Genomic DNA, 14,876 nt, shown 5'->3' with positions numbered 1-14,876 from the left:
CGTCGCGAGCCAGCCGTTCCAGACGAGCGGGGCTTTGACGGTAGAGGCGAATACCAACATAAGTCGGGATCGCAACGAGCGCGATCGGGGTCAACACGATTGTCAGCAGCAGGACCAGGGCCGTGGCAATCGACAGAAACAGCAACCCGTCCGCGATATCGTGGCTGCTGCGCGCCATCAGAGCTCGATCACTATGCCGCTTCCGGTCTCTGCGTTGTCACCAAGCCAAAGCTTCATCTGCTGCAGCATGAGCAAGAGATCCTCTTCGTAGATCTTGGCTTTCGACGGCGTGGCGCAGAGAAAATGATCGGCGCGCCCATCCATCAGATGCTCAACGCGCAATTCGAATTTCTCGTCCCGATCATCGTTGCGTGCCGTGGCCGGTCTACGGTCGACCAACTTGGTCTTCTGAAGGTTTCGCTGCCGGATGATCTGCTTTTCTTCATGGGTGAAGGCCACCGAAAGCGTCACTTCGTAGTAAGTTATCTTGAAGATAAGCCCCTTGCGGACCGTGTCGTGTGAAATCGAAACGCGCATCGGGTCATCCAGTTCAGGCAGTAAGGGCGGGTGCGGTGGGTTCAGTTGCGAAAGCAAGTGAAGTCACGGCGATTAAAACTGCAGTTTGGTTCAGATATGAGCCGCCATGCTCTTTGATGTTTCCCCATACAAGACCCCCATACGGGATGGGGGCGCCATATGGGGGTCAGGAGCGCTTGAAACTGGCGCTGAGATCCGCCGGAGCGACTTCAACCGGATCGGGTTTCGGGCGCGACAGTTGCGGCTCCGCCGGCAGAAAGCGGCCAGCTTCGTCAATCGCGGCTTGTGCCGCTTCAAGGGTTGCGTAAGTCCGGGCTTTGACCTCGTATCCGGCATCTACGATTCGGATCCTCTTGGTCCGGTAGATGATCGTATCACCTGGCACATACCCATGCGCAGGCGCCGCGACCGGCGGTTTTGTCGCGTCCGACGCGGCTCCCGGCTCATAGGTCGCACTGCCTGCAGGCCTAGCCTCCGGAGGGGCCGCCTGCTGCAAAGCGACAAAGCTTTGGCTCAGGGCAGCATCCTGTTTGAGCGCCTGTCTGGATACGTCCAACTGGTCGCGTGCGATCTTCAGCATTTGCTGGGTATATTCTGCCGTATCGACACCGGCGCGACCAATTTGTACCAGCGCCAAGGAAAGGAATCCAAGAAACGCCAAGATGAAGCCCGGCATCGCGGCAACCAATCCCGCCATTCCGTTGCCTCCTCCGCCGAAGCTACTCATCTGTCTGACAACGGCCCCGGCCCCAATGGCCAGAATAATTCCAACTATAATTCCGCACCACGCCAAAAATCCGAGAAAGGTCAACAGACCTCGAGCTGCTTCATAAGACTTCATCTGCCAAATCTCCTTATCAATATCCAGTAGGCTGCAACTCTGGGGTGCGGCCTGTCAAACGAAAGAGCGTACTCGTAGTCTTGCGGGGTACTAGCGCTAGGGGTCAGATTTCAGCAGTCCGGCATCGAGTATGAGGGCCAGCGCCTCGAAAAAGATCAGGCGGTAAGCTTCCTTTTTCCAAATCGGCGGGTGCTCAGGCAGGAGTTGTGCCAAGACCGGAAAGCCCTCTGCGAAGGCCGCAGCCTGATCGTAGGCATTGTCATGAAGTCGGCGGCGGCGAATGACGATATTGAGGAGGTCGGCCTCCTGTCCGATGACAACGAACGCACGGAGGATACGAAGTTGACGGCCTCGCTTCTGACCCGCTTGATTCGGGTTTTCAGTGACCAGTACATCGGGACGGTACTCACCGATCCAGCGCTGCAGTTTCTTCCCCGCCTTTTCTGTCGATGTCGCCGCGGAGCGTGATCCCTTCCAGATGATCAGTTCACCACGATCAACCACCACACACCCGAGGCGACCGCTGCGAACCGCGACACCCAGGATGCGCTCCGCGCTACCGGCCATCGTGACGTGGATTGGTTTCTAATCGCGTGGCCAGACCCTCGAGAAATAATTGACGCGCCAGGTGATCGCAGTCGTCCTCCGGCAGCTTTGGAACGGAGGGCAACTTCTCGCGCAACCGATCGCGTGCGTCACCGACGCAGGTGGCGTAGAAGTTCTCGAAGGTCTTGCCGAACAGTAGCTGCAGGCAGCAGATTTCCTCGACAGTCGGTGGCCGATCCCCGCGTTCAATGCGTCCGAATATGGTGGCACTTACGCCGAGGAGAAGCGCGCAGTCCTCTTGGCTAAGCCCTGATTTCAGGCGCATGGATTTCAATTCTAAAATGAACTCGTGATACATGGAAAATGAACTAAGTGAGTAACGCGCTCATCATAAACGATGCCGGTTTCCCGCAGTAGCACCGCCGGTCTGCGCTTCCTGAAAACGGGTGGTGCCTGGTGCTCGGATCTGGAGTGCCGGGTAGGTCCACGAGCGGAAGGCTGGCGCCCTCCGCGCGAGCACACCCGAGCCCCCGGAGGCACCACCCGTTTTCAATCCTGGAATGTCTCCATTTTCGCCGATTTCGGCACCCCGCGCAAGTCCAGCCCGACTGCGAGGCCCGCATCCGCACCGACGACAGAGAAGGCCCGCCGATCACGGCGGGCCTATTGATAATCAGCGGATTTGCCGGTCTACGCGCGAGGCAACGTCCGTGTGTGCCAGCAGGTCAACGCACTCCTTTCGGTTGAGAACACCTCGCCCTTGGCGATCTGATTTGGATGACTGGCCACGGCAGCGCGTCAATATTCACTGGCCATCATGACTGTCAGCACCCGGTGTGTACAAGTCGGGTTGGCCGCATCGCGGGAGTGCTGCTGCAGTTCCAAATCGAAGTAGTCGATCTTGAAGAAGAGCTTCTGTCCGTCGATTTCGAAGGCCCCGAAATCATGCTCTTCGTGTGGATCGTTGTCTTCATAGAAGCCGTCAAACTCCCTGGTGGCTTCGATTGCCTGCTGCACAAAAGCGTCACCTTCTGCTTGCACTCCGGCGGTCATGACGATGGTGGCGTGATCAGCTTGCCCCCGCCGCAACAGGTCGTTGAGACGCCGAATCCGCGACTTCCGGAAATCCTCGTCCAAGCGCCAGTCCGGAACGCCGGTCTGGCCGCAATATTCACAGCTGAAGTGATCGAAGATCGCCTTCACGGTCCATTCCTGGCAGGCCATGCTCCACTCCGCCCAAGCGTCTCGGACCACTTTTCCAGATCCACAAACCTGACAGATCGGATAGGCGCCGACCAAATCCCATACTTGGGTTTTCTTGGTCCCCATGTTGTTTCTCCTTCCGTAGGGTGGCCGCCCGAAAGGCTTTCAGGCGCACCCCTCGAAAGGAGAGAAAGAACGATCTATTATTATTGTTCAGAGACCGAGCATCGGCTGCAACTCCCCCCAATCTGCGGAATCCGCAGGTGCCACTCGCAGAGAAGGGCCACTACTCACACTGGGCCAGCAAAGTGAGAATTGGCAGCATGACTTTTCTTCTGGACAACCCCACATTCCTCGGCCTGGCTTACTCGCGCCATGGCGACCGCCCCTTTGCAATTCAGCAAACGGATCGGCTCTTGCATTGCTATACCGTTGGTCAAACGGGCGTGGGCAAAACGACCCTGCTTCAGCGCATGGTGGAGCAGGATTATCAAGCCGGTCGCGGCTTTTGCCTCATCGACCCGCATGGTGATTTGGCGAAAGCCCTGTTTGATCGCTGCCCTGAGGCACTCTATTGGAACGTTTCCGACCCGGCCTCTCCTTTTGGATACAACCCGCTCACCAAGACCTCTCCGTCGCTCCGCCCACTGGTGACCTCAGGTCTGATCGATGCGCTCAAGAAGCAGTGGGCCGATGCTTGGGGGGTGCGCATGGAGCATTTGTTGCGCCATGCGGTTCTTGCACTGCTTGATTTCCCCAATCCCGATCTGCGGGATATTCCGCGCATGTTTCTGGACCGTGTCTTCCGGGTTGAGGTTCTTGGCCATGTCAGCGACCCGCAGGTCCGTCGGTTCTGGACCGAAGAATATCCGGCGATGAACTACAAGAACGCCGCAGACGGTTTTGCTCCGATCGCCAACAAGCTCGGGGCGTTTCTGTCTCACCCAGTGTTGCGCACGGCGCTTTGTGAGCCAAAGGAACCGTTGCGCTTTCGCCAGATCATGGAGTCAGGTCAGGCGCTGATCATCAACCTCGCCAAAGGACGACTAGGCTCGGACCTGTCAAATGTCATTGGCGGCCTGCTGGTGTCCAGCCTGACCCCTGCCGCCTTTTCCCGCCAGGACATATCGGAGAACAGGCGGCGACCGTTCTTTCTCTACGTCGACGAATTTCACGCCTTCACCAGCGAAGCCTTCGCCGACATGCTATCGGAAACACGCAAATACAAGCTGGGCCTCGTGCTCAGCCAGCAGCACACTCAACAGACCACCGCCCCTGTCTTTGCTTCGGTCCTGGGGAATGTCGGGACGGTGATCGTATTCCGCGTCGGCGCTTTGGATGCCCCGGTCCTGGCAGCGCAACTGGGCAGGATCGAGCCGCGCGTTCTAACCGTGCAACCGAACTATCGCGCCACCGTCCGGATGATGCTCGACAACGCTCCAAGCCCGGCGTTTTCAATGACAACACTTCCGCTCGCATGCGGCACCTGCAGCTGAGCCCCACTTTTGCGTTCGCGGGTGTCCGGTATCCTGAAACCATGACTGAAAATGAACATCTACATCGCCATATCGACCTTTGCCGCCGAATGCAGCATCGCATGCTGACCGATGGTACCTGGCCGTGGGGCGAAGAGACGGAGTCGCCAAATCCTGAGATTATGGTAGAGTCTGAGGACCTAAACGACGTCACATGAAATCGTGCTTTGGATATATTCGAGTGTCCACCCAGAAGCAGGGCGAAGGGGTTTCACTCGACGCGCAAAAGACTGCCATCACGGCCTTTGCGAGTCAGAACGATCTCACGGTCATAAAATGGTTCGAGGAAAAGCAGACCGCGGCCAAGGGCGGTCGGCCGATCTTCAACCAGATGCTGCGGCAACTGCGCAAACACGCTGCCAAGGGCGTGATCATCCACAAGATAGACCGGGCTGCCAGAAATGCCCGGGACTGGGTCATGTTCGCCGAGTTGCCCGATATCGGCATCGACGTGTACGTCGCCACCGAAAGTCTGGACTTCCGATCCCGCGGTGGACGGCTGACCGCCGAGATCCAGGCCGTGATCGCCGCTGACTACATCCGCAATCTGCGCGAGGAAACGATCAAAGGGCTCAACGGCCGCCTGGGCCAGGGCCTCTACCCCTTTCGCGCGCCAATTGGCTACCTGGACAACGGCCGCGGCAACCCGAAGACGCCCGATCCGTTAAAGGCGCATCTTATCAGGGAGATGTTCGATCTCTATGCCAGCGGACGGCACTCGCTCCGCACACTTCAGGCCGAGATCACCCGCCGCGGCTTGCGCAGTTTGAACGGCCGCCCTCTGACGCTGCACGGCGTGGAGACGATCCTGAACAATTCGTTCTACACCGGGGTGATTACCATCGCCCGCACCGGAGCCTCCTACGACGGCGTGCATGATCCGATCATACCTGCGAAGCTCTTCCACCGCGTGCAGGATATCAAGTCCGGCCGCTCGGGGCCAAAATGCACGCGCCACAATCACCTGTTCCAGGGTCTGTTCCGCTGTGGCTTGTGCCGAGGCCCGATGTCTCCCGAGCTGCAGAAAGGACGCTGCTATTACCGATGCCAGCGCAGAGGGTGCCCCACCGCGACCATCCGAGAAGACCGGCTGGAGGACGCCATCAGGTTTCGGCTGGGCCAGCTGCAGATCAAACCCTCAGCAGCGAAGAAATTGGAGACCGCGTGGATGTCCAAGGGTGCCGAGACTGCCACTGAGGACATGGCGAAGGCGCTGCGCCTCCAGATCGCCGACGAAGAGGCACGACTGGAGCGGCTCACCGACTTGCTGCTCGATTCCACAATCGACAGGAACACCTACCGGGAGCGGCAGCGGTCCGGAAAACTGCGGCTGGTTGAGCTGCGCGATGAACTGGAAAAACTGCCCAATGCGGAGAAGATCGCGCAGCGCCGCCGTGACTTTCTCGAACTGGTGAAAACCCTTTGTTTGCTTTACGAAAACGCCAATCTGGCGGAAAAACGCGAAATCGTCGAAAACGCCTTCTCGAACCGCTTGGTCGCCGGAAAATACGTCGATCTACAGCCATATAAGTGGCTTGTGTCGCACGATTCCGCCTCAAGCGTCTTGGAATGTGACCCAGAGCGACACAGAGATACAGATTTGCCGGGTGTCACCGCGGGGGTCCAGAATCTCGAACTTATTTTGAACCTCAAGAACCGCGCCATTGATGATGACAAACCGTTGTGCCGACTGACTTCAGGCGTGCCCGCATAGGAGACTGGCGCACGGGTCCCATTTGGTATCTTTCTCTTGGCCTTTGCAAATCCGATCCAATTTTGTACAGATTACCAAAAGGAGTTCGTGTGTCCCTCCTGCTTCTCGTCGCCTTACCTTTCCTGGGCGCGCTTTTGCCCGGTTTGATGAACTCGGCGGGGCGCACTGCTTGCGCCGGCGTGACATTGACTGTCTCATTGGCCGCTTTCATTGGCTTGTTGACCAATCTGCCTGCAGTATTGGCGGGCGAAGTGGTGACAGCGCAGATCGACTGGATGCCGTCGCTGGGTCTCAACGTCACGTTGATGCTGGACGGGCTGGGCTTTTTCTTTGCGCTGCTGATTTTGGGCATCGGCCTGTTGATCATTGCGTACGCCCGGCACTATCTGAGCCGTGACGACCACATAGGAGAGTTCTTCACCTATCTGCTGCTATTTCAGGGTGCGATGGTGGGTGTGGTTTTGAGCGATAACATTCTGCTCTTGCTGATCTTCTGGGAGCTGACCTCGCTATCATCCTTCCTGCTGATCGGCTATTGGAAGCATATGCCGAAAGGCCGGCAAGGGGCCCGGATGGCTTTGATCGTCACGGGGTCTGGCGGGCTGGCGATGATCGGTGGGATGCTGATCCTCGGCCAGATTGTCGGCAGCTATGATCTCAGCGTGATCCTGCAGAACCGCGCCCTCATCCAGGCCGATCCATTGTATGGGCCGGCGCTGATTCTGATCCTGCTGGGCTGTTTCACAAAGTCGGCGCAGTTCCCGTTCCACTTCTGGTTGCCGCACGCGATGGCGGCACCGACGCCTGTTTCCGCCTATCTGCATTCGGCCACGATGGTGAAGGCAGGCATCTACCTGATGGCGCGGATGTGGCCGGTACTCTCGGGCACGGAGGAATGGGTGGTGATCGTCACCACCGCCGGGTTGGTCACCATGGTGCTGGGCGCGGTAATTGCGCTGTTCAAGCATGACCTGAAGGCGCTTTTGGCGTTCTCGACCGTCAGTCATCTGGGGCTGATCACCATGCTTCTGGGCACCGGAACCGCTTTTGGCGCCATGGCGGCAATGTTTCACATTCTCAACCACGCAACCTTCAAGGCCGCGCTGTTCATGTCGGCCGGGATCATCGACCACGAGGCCCATACCCGCGACATCCGCCGCCTAGGGGGCTTGCGCCGTTTGATGCCAGTCACCTTTGTGATCGCGACGCTAGCGGCGCTGTCGATGGCGGGGATACCTCTGCTGAACGGGTTCCTATCCAAGGAAATGATGCTGGACGAAGCCTATCAGACGGCTCTTTTCGGAGTACCCTGGCTGGTTCCGGCGCTGGCAACGCTTGGGGCGCTGATTTCTGCCGCCTATTGCTTCCGGCTGATCGGTCACGTGTTTCTGGGATCGGTCCGCGACGATTATCCGGCCCGCCCGCATGATCCCAACCCAGGGATGTGGCTGCCGCCGGCACTGCTGGTGGTGCCGGTGGTGGTGATCGGCGTGGCGCCTTACCTCGCCGAACCCTTTGTCAAGCTCGTGACCGCCTCGGTGCTGGGCGGAGCGACGGAGTTGCCAGACGTCCACTTCAAGATTTGGCACGGGCTGGTGCCAGCGCTTTATATGTCTGTGATCGCCGTTGCCGGCGGTCTGATCATGCTGGCGGTTTTCAATCCTTCGCTGCGGCTTTGGGATGCGGTGCCGAGGCCAGAAGCCAAGGTGATTTTCGACGCCATGGTCGCGACCGCCGTCCGGCTGGCCCAGAGGCTGATCCTGCCAGTCCACAATGGCGCCTTCACCCGTTATGCCGCCATCGCCACTGTGGTGATCCTTGCCGCAGGCTTTCACGCCTGGAGCACGGGAACGGTCGGTCTGCAGACCCGTGCCCTGCAACCGGCCGGCCCGGTGACCATCGCCGGCTGGCTGATGCTGGTGGCGGCGGTTGGCGCTCTGGTGCTGATGCACCGCAATCGGCAATTGTCGCTCATCCTGATCGGGATTGTCGGCCTGATGGTCTCGATCGGGTTCGTGTTCTTCAGCGCACCCGATCTGGCGATGACGCAATTCACCGTCGAGGTGGTGACGATCATCCTGCTCCTTCTGGCGCTGAATTTCCTGCCGAACCGCACGCCGGTTGAGAGCACGGTTCTGCGCCGGGTCCGCGATGCCGGCGTCGCCATTGCCGGCGGTCTGGCGACCTTTGCTCTGGCCTATTACTATCTCTTGCGCGACGCGGTCGGCACACCGATTTCGGAGTTCCATCTGGCAAATGCCTACAAGGGCGGCGGCGGCACCAATGTGGTCAATGTGATCCTCGTGGATTTCCGCGGGTTTGACACCTATGGCGAGATCATCGTGCTGGGTATCGCAGCCCTGCTGATCTATGCGTTGACCGAAACTCTGCTGCGCGGGCCGGTACGGGCGCGACTGCTGAACCGCCAGCCCGACCAGCCGCGCGCCGGCGATGTACATCCGATGATGATGGTTGTGCTGACCCGGGTGATGATGCCGGTGATCCTCTTGGTCGGGTTCTACATCTTCTGGCGCGGCCACAATGAACCGGGGGGCGGATTCATCGCCGGCCTGATCGTCTCTATCGGGGTTGTGATGCAATACATGGCCAGCGGCTTTGCCTGGACCTCGGCGCGTCTGAAGTACCCCTACCACGGGGTGATCGGGTCCGGCGTGCTGATCGCCGGCCTGACCGGCATCGGCTCGTGGTTCGTGGCCAATCCGTTCCTCACCTCGGATTTCACCTATGTCCGCATTCCACCTTTCGAGAAGTTCGAACTGGCCACCGCGGCGCTTTTCGATCTCGGCGTGTTTCTGGCCGTAGTCGGCGCGGTGATGCTGTCACTGGAAAGTTTCTCGCGCCTTGCGCGGCGCGCGCAGACGCCCGAGAGCGAATATCCGATGGATATCGATCCCTCGCGCGAGGATCCGCTGGTGGCCAAGGCCGTGTCAGTCAGGGAGGGCGACTGAATGGAATTGCTCGTCGCGTCTGCCATTGGCATCCTGACCGCCGGGGGCCTCTACCTGATGCTGAGGTTGCGCACTTTTCCGGTGATCCTCGGCATGGCGCTGCTGACATATGCAGTCAATGTGTTCCTGTTTGCCTCCGGCCGCCTGACCGTCTCGGCGCCGCCGATCCTGCGCGACGGCGTCAGCAACTATGCGGATCCGCTGCCGCAGGCGCTGGTGCTGACCGCCATCGTGATCTCATTCGGCATGACCGCTGTGGTGGTGATGATCGGCCTCGGGGCATTTCTGGGATCGGAAGATGACCATGTGAATGATGTGCCAGAGGCTGCGGACAATCACGCCGAAGGCAGATCATGACTCATTGGCTCATTGCCCCTGTCATTCTGCCAGCCATGCTCGCAGCCTTCATCGTGCTGGCCGCGCGTCACCACATAGTCATTCAGCGCGCCGTCTCGGTCGCCGGCATGTTGATGCTGGGGGGCATTGCGCTGGGGCTGGCGGTGCAGGTTTCTGACGGGTCGATCCTGCTCTACCAGCTCGGCGACTGGGCGGCGCCGTCTGGCATTGTGCTGGTTGGCGACAGGCTGTCGACGGTGATGGTCCTGCTGACGGCGGTGCTGGGGCTGTTCGTGCTGCTCTATGCCATCGGGTCCGGATGGGACAACCACGGCCGGCATTTCCACGCGCTCTTCCAGTTCCAGCTTATGGGGGTGATCGGGGCGTTTCTGACCGGTGACCTCTTCAATCTCTTCGTTTTTTTCGAGGTATTGCTGATCGCCTCATACGGCCTAATGATCCACGCCGGCGGCAACGCGCGGCTGCGGGCTGGCGTGCAATACGTGCTGTTCAACCTCATCGGCTCGACGCTCTTTCTCTTTGCGCTGGGGTCAATCTATGCCGAGACCGGCACGCTCAACATGGCCGATCTGGCCAGGCGCGTTGCCTTGATCGGGCCTGAGGATACGGTGGGCATTCGCGTTGCTGCGGTTCTGCTGCTATTGGTGTTTGCCATCAAGGCTGCACTTGTGCCGCTGCATTTCTGGCTGCCGTCCAGCTATGCCGAGGCGCCGGCGCCGGTGGCGGCGCTGTTTGCGATCATGACGAAGGTCGGGGCCTATGCGATCATCCGGATCTATACGCTGGTGTTTCCGCCAGAGCTTTCCGTCACCGCCAGGCTGCATGACCTCTGGCTGCTGCCAGCGGCCCTGCTGTCGCTCAGCATCGGGATGATCGGCGTGCTGGCGGCGAAACGGCTGGATCGGTTGGTGGCCTTCTCGATCATCGGGTCGATGGGCATGGTGATGGTGGCGATCTCGCTCTTAAACCCTGCCAGCATCGCCGCGGCCCTGTATTATATCGTGCATTCGACCCTCGCCGGCGCGCTGTTGTTCCTGATTGTCGACCTCGTGCGCACCGGTCGGGCCAACCTCGACCTGACGCCGCAGCCGCCAGTCGCCGGAGCTGTCCTGACCTCGGGGCTCTTTCTGGTGGGGGCGATCGCCATGGCGGGCCTGCCGCCGCTGTCGGGCTTCATCGGCAAACTGCTGGTGATGCAGGCAGCTTACGGCACGAGCCTCGTGGTCTGGATCTGGGTCATCGTTCTGGCCACCAGCCTGATCGCCGTGGTCGGATTTGCCCGCGCTGGCAGCGTCCTGTTCTGGAAGGCCCAGTCTGTCGCGGCGGCGGAAAATGCGATGCCGATGCAGCGCCCGTCTGCGCTGTCTTATGCTGCCGTCGGCGGGCTGATTGCGCTTCTGGTCGCCCATACGGTCTTTGCCGGGCGGATACAGGTTTACACCGCCGCCATCGCCACCCAGCTATTTGCGCCAGAGCGCTATATCTCGACGGTGCTGAACACGTCCGGCAAGCTGAGCGAACAAAAGAAGGACCCGTAACATGGGACGTGCCTTGCAATGGCTGCTACCGCATCCGTTTCTGACGCTGCTTCTGGCAGTGGTTTGGACGCTTCTGCAGAACGAGGTCTCTCCCGGAATGGTGGTCTTTGGCATCATCCTCGGTATCGTCATTCCATGGGGGACCTCGGTCTGGTGGCCAGACAATCCAAAAGGCTTTCGGCCGGGCAAGATGTTGGCCTATTGCGTCATGGTGATGTGGGATATTCTGGTCGCCAATGTGCAGGTGGCATGGATTGTCATCTCGGTGCCGAATGCCAGGCTGAAGCCCGCATGGATCGTGGTGCCGCTGGAATTGCGCAAGCCCGAAGCGATCACGCTGCTTGCTGGGACCATCACCCTGACCCCGGGCACCGTCTCGGCGGACCTCTCTGACGAGGGGCACAGCCTGCTGGTACATGTGCTGCACACCGACGACCCCGATGGCGTGCGCGACGAGATCAAGACCCGCTACGAGCGCCGGCTGAAGGAGATCTTCTCGTGACGGCAGCAACCGGACTTCTGGACATCGCACTGGCCATCGCCTTCGGCGCGCTGGCCCTTGGTCAGATCCTTTCGATGGTGCGGCTGGTGTTGGGGCCAACGCCGGGCGACCGGATCTTCGCGCTTGATACCATGGTGATCAACGCTCTGGGTCTGGTGATCGTGCTCGGCATCCAGTTGGGGGTGCAGATCTACTTCGAGGTCGCGCTGCTGATTGCCATGCTGGGCTTTGTCTCGACTGTTGCACTGGCGCGCTTTATTCTGCGGGGGGATATCATCGAATGACCGGTCAGATCATTGCAACCTATGTTGTCGCGCTTTGCCTGCTGATCGGAGCGGGGTTCGTCTTGGTGGGGGTGATCGGGCTACTAAAGTTCAATGATCCGATGACCCGTCTCCATGCCCCTACAAAGGTGGGGACCATGGGGATCGGCATGCTGCTTCTGGCCTCGATGATCCAATCCGCCATCCAAGGCGAGCCCTCGATGCATGAACTGCTGATCATGGCGTTCCTGTTTGTCACGGCTCCAATTTCTGCACACTTCATTGCGAAGCTTAGCATTCATAGTAGCACCTGCGACTTGCCCCCGTCCCCGCCACGCGACGACACCTGGTCGACGTTGAAGACCATGGAGATAATCACCGAAGTCGACCCGTGATACTGTCGACCACACACCAAATTTGGCGGACGAGAATCGAGCTAAAACCCACGCTGGGCCCGTTATATTCCCGCGATTCATGTGAGTAAAAAGAGACTAAACAGTCTTTTCCACCTAAGGAACGGCACGTAAACCTTTGTTATAATTGGTACCGCCTGCCCGGTTCGAACGGGCGACCTCTTGATCCACAATCAAGCGCTCTAACCTACTGAGCTAAGGCGGCACTGGCAGGCGGAATAGCTCTGACCCGCGTCGATTGCAAGCCGTTTGCGGTGAAAAATTTGCCGCCGAGGCTCACAAATCGATCTGCCAGTGCACCTCTTCCAGCGCGACGCCAAAGCGGGTGACCGGCCGGCTTTGGGTCAGCTGCCAGCCGGTGCGGGCATAGAGCGCGCAGGCGGCGGCGTGGCTGCGGTGGGTGGCCAGCACCATGCGCCGATAGCCGGCCGCGCGGGCAAAGCCCATGCACCGCCCCAGCATCCAGCGCCCCAGGCCCTGCCCCCGCGCCTGAGGCAGCAGCAGAAACAGCCGCAAGCGCGAGGTCTCCGCATCCTCGCAGGTGCAGAAGATGCTGCCCAGCCGCTGCCCGTTGCGCCAGGCAATGAAACCCCGCTCGCGGGCCGGGTCATGACTGGCGAGGAACGCCGCCAGCACCTCCCCCACCAGACCCTCGAAACTGCCGTCGAACCCCTCGTCGCGGGCATAGAGCCGGCCATGTGCGCGGGTCAGCCAGTCCACATCCTCTGCCCGCAGGCGCCTGAGCCCGACCTCTTGCATCTCTTGCCTTTCCTGCCTGCCTCCTGTAGCCCGAGCCAGCCTCGCCAGAGGCGGCCAGAAGGAGGCTCACATGGGTATCAATTCCGAACGCGACATCGAGGCCAACCTGCAGATCGGCCCCACCGATGCCGGCATGGTGCGGCTTTTCGTGGCGGCCGACGGTGGCATCGAGATTCCGATGGATTTCGAACCCGACGAGGCGCGCGAGATCGCCGAAGAGATGATGGCCGCTGCCGCCGCGGCCGAAAAGGCGGGCAAGCGCCGCTGAGGCCTCACATCTCGATCCGCGCACCGGGATCGCGCAGCGCCTGAAGCCGCCGCGCGGCATGGGTGGCGAAACACTGGATCATCTTCTTGCGCCGCGCCGGCGCGAGCCTGCTCTCCTCGCCCATCCGCAGCACCTCGGCATCATAGCCGTCAGCGATGATCAGCCCGCTGCCCTCCGGCAGCAGATCGATCGGAAACTCCGCATCCACGGCCCAGAAATAGCGGTCGCACCACTCAAGGTAGCCCTGCCACTTGCGGTCGGTCATGTAATCGCTGCGCGAGGATTTGCACTCGATCACCCAAAGCTCGCCCTTGAGGCCAAGCGCCATGACATCGACGCGCAGACCGCGGGTCACCACCAGCTCCTCGACGGTGACGAACCCCAGGCTCGTCATGTGGCGGCACACCCCGCGCGCCAGAAGCTGGCCGGGCATGAGATCGGGGGCAAGATCGGATCGGATCGCGTGGCTCATGCGGCCAATTCTGGAACATAACACGAACGTTGGCAATCCCCCACGGCGCGGACGTTGCCAAATCCGCGCGAGCCCATATTTTCAATGTGATAAACCTCGAGGACACCATGGCCACAGAGACCGAACTGACCGAAGCGCAGGCGCGCGGCGTGCGCTATGCGCGCGAATTGCAGGGCCATCTGGGCTGGCTCGACACCTTCTCGGGCACCGCTCTGGGCGTGCTGGCGGTGGCCTCGGGGATCTACACCTACCTCGGGGTCTCGTCGTTGCTCGATGAGAACGGCGCCATGTCGGTCTTTGCCGCCATCGCCTATTCGGTGGCGGTGTCGGTGGGCATCTTCGTCTTCTGGTCCTACATGATGCGGCTGTTTCCCGCCGTGCGCACCGCCCAGGCCCGCATCGGGCTGTTGGCGGCCATGGGGCTGGGCTCGCTCGCCATCGTCGCCATGTCGTCATGGCTCAACGCCGCGGCGCTGGCCGGCTCGGCCGCGGTCGAGCAGCACCTGGCCGAGACCGTGCAGCGCTACCAGACGTCTCTGGAACGCGCCCACGAGGTGGCGCTGACCGGCCAGGCGCTGGAACGCGATGTCGCAAGGGTGCGCCAGGGCTTCGAGGATCTCTCAGAGCAGGAGGCCACCGGCAACCTCTCGGGGCTTGCGGGCCGCGGCGCGGTGTTCCGGGTGCTGCGGCAGAAATCCGAGGAGCTGGCCGCGCTCGAGGCGCAGATCGCCGCCCAGACCCCGCGGGTCGAGGCCGCCTTCACCCAGGGCAACGCGCTGCTCAGCCGGATGCGCGCCCTGACGGTCGAGCCCGGCGCGGTCGAACCGCGCTCGGTCGAGTTCTCCGAGCTGGCGGTCGAGCTGCAGGGGCTGATCACCCAGCTTCGACAGCTCTCGGTGGCACCGCTGGTGGAACGCGCGGCGCAGGATCTTTCGGCTTCGGTGGTGCTGCCAGAGCTC

At 60.7% G+C, this 14,876-nt stretch carries 16 protein-coding genes, 1 tRNA gene and 1 pseudogene; 10 read left to right on the top strand and 8 right to left on the bottom strand.

What is annotated here, in order from left to right; genetic code table 11:
- Positions 1 to 177 precede the first annotated feature (177 nt).
- The 5 genes from VOI29_RS14400 to VOI29_RS14380 form a co-directional block, all read right to left on the bottom strand.
- The gene (locus tag VOI29_RS14400) at positions 178 to 594 is read right to left on the bottom strand and encodes a hypothetical protein (protein WP_323779907.1); all 417 of its coding nucleotides are present in this window, start codon (positions 592 to 594) and stop codon (positions 178 to 180) included.
- 109 nt (positions 595 to 703) lie between these two features.
- Positions 704 to 1,378: a hypothetical protein gene (locus VOI29_RS14395; RefSeq protein ID WP_323768503.1), complete on the bottom strand. Its 675-nt coding sequence runs from the start codon at positions 1,376 to 1,378 to the stop codon at positions 704 to 706.
- 96 nt (positions 1,379 to 1,474) lie between these two features.
- Positions 1,475 to 1,945 (bottom strand): hypothetical protein, encoded by a 471-nt coding sequence (locus tag VOI29_RS14390; protein ID WP_323768501.1) that lies wholly within the window; start codon positions 1,943 to 1,945, stop codon positions 1,475 to 1,477.
- Complete coding sequence (locus VOI29_RS14385; RefSeq protein WP_323768499.1) at positions 1,935 to 2,282, bottom strand: helix-turn-helix transcriptional regulator; 348 nt, start codon at positions 2,280 to 2,282, stop codon at positions 1,935 to 1,937. The genes VOI29_RS14390 and VOI29_RS14385 overlap by 11 nt, the downstream gene beginning before the upstream one ends.
- 440 nt (positions 2,283 to 2,722) lie before the next feature.
- On the bottom strand, positions 2,723 to 3,253 hold the full coding sequence (locus VOI29_RS14380; RefSeq protein ID WP_323768497.1) for a DUF3768 domain-containing protein: 531 nt from the start codon (positions 3,251 to 3,253) through the stop codon (positions 2,723 to 2,725).
- A 197-nt stretch (positions 3,254 to 3,450) separates the two neighbouring features.
- Between VOI29_RS14380 and VOI29_RS14375 the strand changes: the two genes are divergently transcribed.
- From VOI29_RS14375 to VOI29_RS14340, 8 genes are all read left to right on the top strand, one after another.
- Complete coding sequence (locus VOI29_RS14375; RefSeq protein ID WP_323779904.1) at positions 3,451 to 4,623, top strand: hypothetical protein; 1,173 nt, start codon at positions 3,451 to 3,453, stop codon at positions 4,621 to 4,623.
- A 193-nt stretch (positions 4,624 to 4,816) separates the two neighbouring features.
- Positions 4,817 to 6,376, top strand: coding sequence for a recombinase family protein (locus tag VOI29_RS14370; protein ID WP_323779901.1), 1,560 nt, complete (start codon positions 4,817 to 4,819; stop codon positions 6,374 to 6,376).
- A gap of 89 nt (positions 6,377 to 6,465) precedes the next feature.
- Positions 6,466 to 9,345, top strand: coding sequence for a monovalent cation/H+ antiporter subunit A (locus VOI29_RS14365; RefSeq protein WP_323779898.1), 2,880 nt, complete (start codon positions 6,466 to 6,468; stop codon positions 9,343 to 9,345).
- A complete protein-coding gene (locus tag VOI29_RS14360; RefSeq protein ID WP_323768491.1) occupies positions 9,346 to 9,702 on the top strand; it encodes a Na+/H+ antiporter subunit C in 357 nt (118 codons plus the stop codon).
- Positions 9,699 to 11,240, top strand: coding sequence for a monovalent cation/H+ antiporter subunit D (locus VOI29_RS14355; protein ID WP_323768489.1), 1,542 nt, complete (start codon positions 9,699 to 9,701; stop codon positions 11,238 to 11,240). The genes VOI29_RS14360 and VOI29_RS14355 overlap by 4 nt, the downstream gene beginning before the upstream one ends.
- A gap of 1 nt (position 11,241) precedes the next feature.
- Positions 11,242 to 11,742 (top strand): Na+/H+ antiporter subunit E, encoded by a 501-nt coding sequence (locus VOI29_RS14350; RefSeq protein ID WP_323768487.1) that lies wholly within the window; start codon positions 11,242 to 11,244, stop codon positions 11,740 to 11,742.
- Entirely contained in the window at positions 11,739 to 12,026 is a 288-nt protein-coding gene (locus VOI29_RS14345) for a K+/H+ antiporter subunit F (RefSeq protein WP_323768486.1), read from the top strand. Before VOI29_RS14350 ends, VOI29_RS14345 begins: the two co-directional genes overlap by 4 nt.
- Positions 12,023 to 12,400: a Na+/H+ antiporter subunit G gene (locus VOI29_RS14340; RefSeq protein WP_323768484.1), complete on the top strand. Its 378-nt coding sequence runs from the start codon at positions 12,023 to 12,025 to the stop codon at positions 12,398 to 12,400. Before VOI29_RS14345 ends, VOI29_RS14340 begins: the two co-directional genes overlap by 4 nt.
- A gap of 146 nt (positions 12,401 to 12,546) precedes the next feature.
- Here the strand turns inward: VOI29_RS14340 and VOI29_RS14335 are convergent.
- Together VOI29_RS14335 and VOI29_RS14330 are read right to left on the bottom strand one after the other, a co-directional pair.
- Positions 12,547 to 12,623: transfer RNA gene (locus VOI29_RS14335), tRNA-His, on the bottom strand.
- Positions 12,624 to 12,694: 71 nt separating this feature from the next.
- Positions 12,695 to 13,177, bottom strand: coding sequence for a GNAT family N-acetyltransferase (locus tag VOI29_RS14330; protein WP_323768482.1), 483 nt, complete (start codon positions 13,175 to 13,177; stop codon positions 12,695 to 12,697).
- A gap of 70 nt (positions 13,178 to 13,247) precedes the next feature.
- On the opposite strand from VOI29_RS14330, the gene VOI29_RS14325 reads away from it, so the two are divergent.
- A complete protein-coding gene (locus tag VOI29_RS14325) occupies positions 13,248 to 13,445 on the top strand; it encodes a DUF6324 family protein (protein WP_323768480.1) in 198 nt (65 codons plus the stop codon).
- Between the two features lie 4 nt (positions 13,446 to 13,449).
- Here the strand turns inward: VOI29_RS14325 and VOI29_RS14320 are convergent, their stop codons facing one another.
- Positions 13,450 to 13,917, bottom strand: coding sequence for an MmcB family DNA repair protein (locus tag VOI29_RS14320; protein ID WP_323768478.1), 468 nt, complete (start codon positions 13,915 to 13,917; stop codon positions 13,450 to 13,452).
- 107 nt (positions 13,918 to 14,024) lie between these two features.
- On the opposite strand from VOI29_RS14320, the pseudogene VOI29_RS14315 reads away from it, so the two are divergent.
- A pseudogene (locus tag VOI29_RS14315) lies at positions 14,025 to 14,876 on the top strand (hypothetical protein); the annotation flags it as partial.

Origin of the sequence: Leisingera sp. (assembly GCF_034669605.1) — a bacterium.
Classification (GTDB): Bacteria; Pseudomonadota; Alphaproteobacteria; order Rhodobacterales; family Rhodobacteraceae; genus Leisingera.
Note: the sequence above shows the minus strand (reverse complement) of the source record. Positions and strands in the feature narration are given on the sequence as shown.

Coding starts and splice junctions, on each gene's coding strand:
- VOI29_RS14395 (WP_323768503.1), bottom strand. CDS start 1,378: ATGAAGTCTTATGAAGCAGCTCGAGGTCTGTTGACCTTTCTCGGATTT.
- VOI29_RS14390 (WP_323768501.1), bottom strand. CDS start 1,945: ATGGCCGGTAGCGCGGAGCGCATCCTGGGTGTCGCGGTTCGCAGCGGT.
- VOI29_RS14385 (WP_323768499.1), bottom strand. CDS start 2,282: ATGTATCACGAGTTCATTTTAGAATTGAAATCCATGCGCCTGAAATCA.
- VOI29_RS14380 (WP_323768497.1), bottom strand. CDS start 3,253: ATGGGGACCAAGAAAACCCAAGTATGGGATTTGGTCGGCGCCTATCCG.
- VOI29_RS14375 (WP_323779904.1), top strand. CDS start 3,451: ATGACTTTTCTTCTGGACAACCCCACATTCCTCGGCCTGGCTTACTCG.
- VOI29_RS14370 (WP_323779901.1), top strand. CDS start 4,817: ATGAAATCGTGCTTTGGATATATTCGAGTGTCCACCCAGAAGCAGGGC.
- VOI29_RS14360 (WP_323768491.1), top strand. CDS start 9,346: ATGGAATTGCTCGTCGCGTCTGCCATTGGCATCCTGACCGCCGGGGGC.
- VOI29_RS14355 (WP_323768489.1), top strand. CDS start 9,699: ATGACTCATTGGCTCATTGCCCCTGTCATTCTGCCAGCCATGCTCGCA.
- VOI29_RS14350 (WP_323768487.1), top strand. CDS start 11,242: ATGGGACGTGCCTTGCAATGGCTGCTACCGCATCCGTTTCTGACGCTG.
- VOI29_RS14340 (WP_323768484.1), top strand. CDS start 12,023: ATGACCGGTCAGATCATTGCAACCTATGTTGTCGCGCTTTGCCTGCTG.
- VOI29_RS14330 (WP_323768482.1), bottom strand. CDS start 13,177: ATGCAAGAGGTCGGGCTCAGGCGCCTGCGGGCAGAGGATGTGGACTGG.
- VOI29_RS14325 (WP_323768480.1), top strand. CDS start 13,248: ATGGGTATCAATTCCGAACGCGACATCGAGGCCAACCTGCAGATCGGC.
- VOI29_RS14320 (WP_323768478.1), bottom strand. CDS start 13,917: ATGAGCCACGCGATCCGATCCGATCTTGCCCCCGATCTCATGCCCGGC.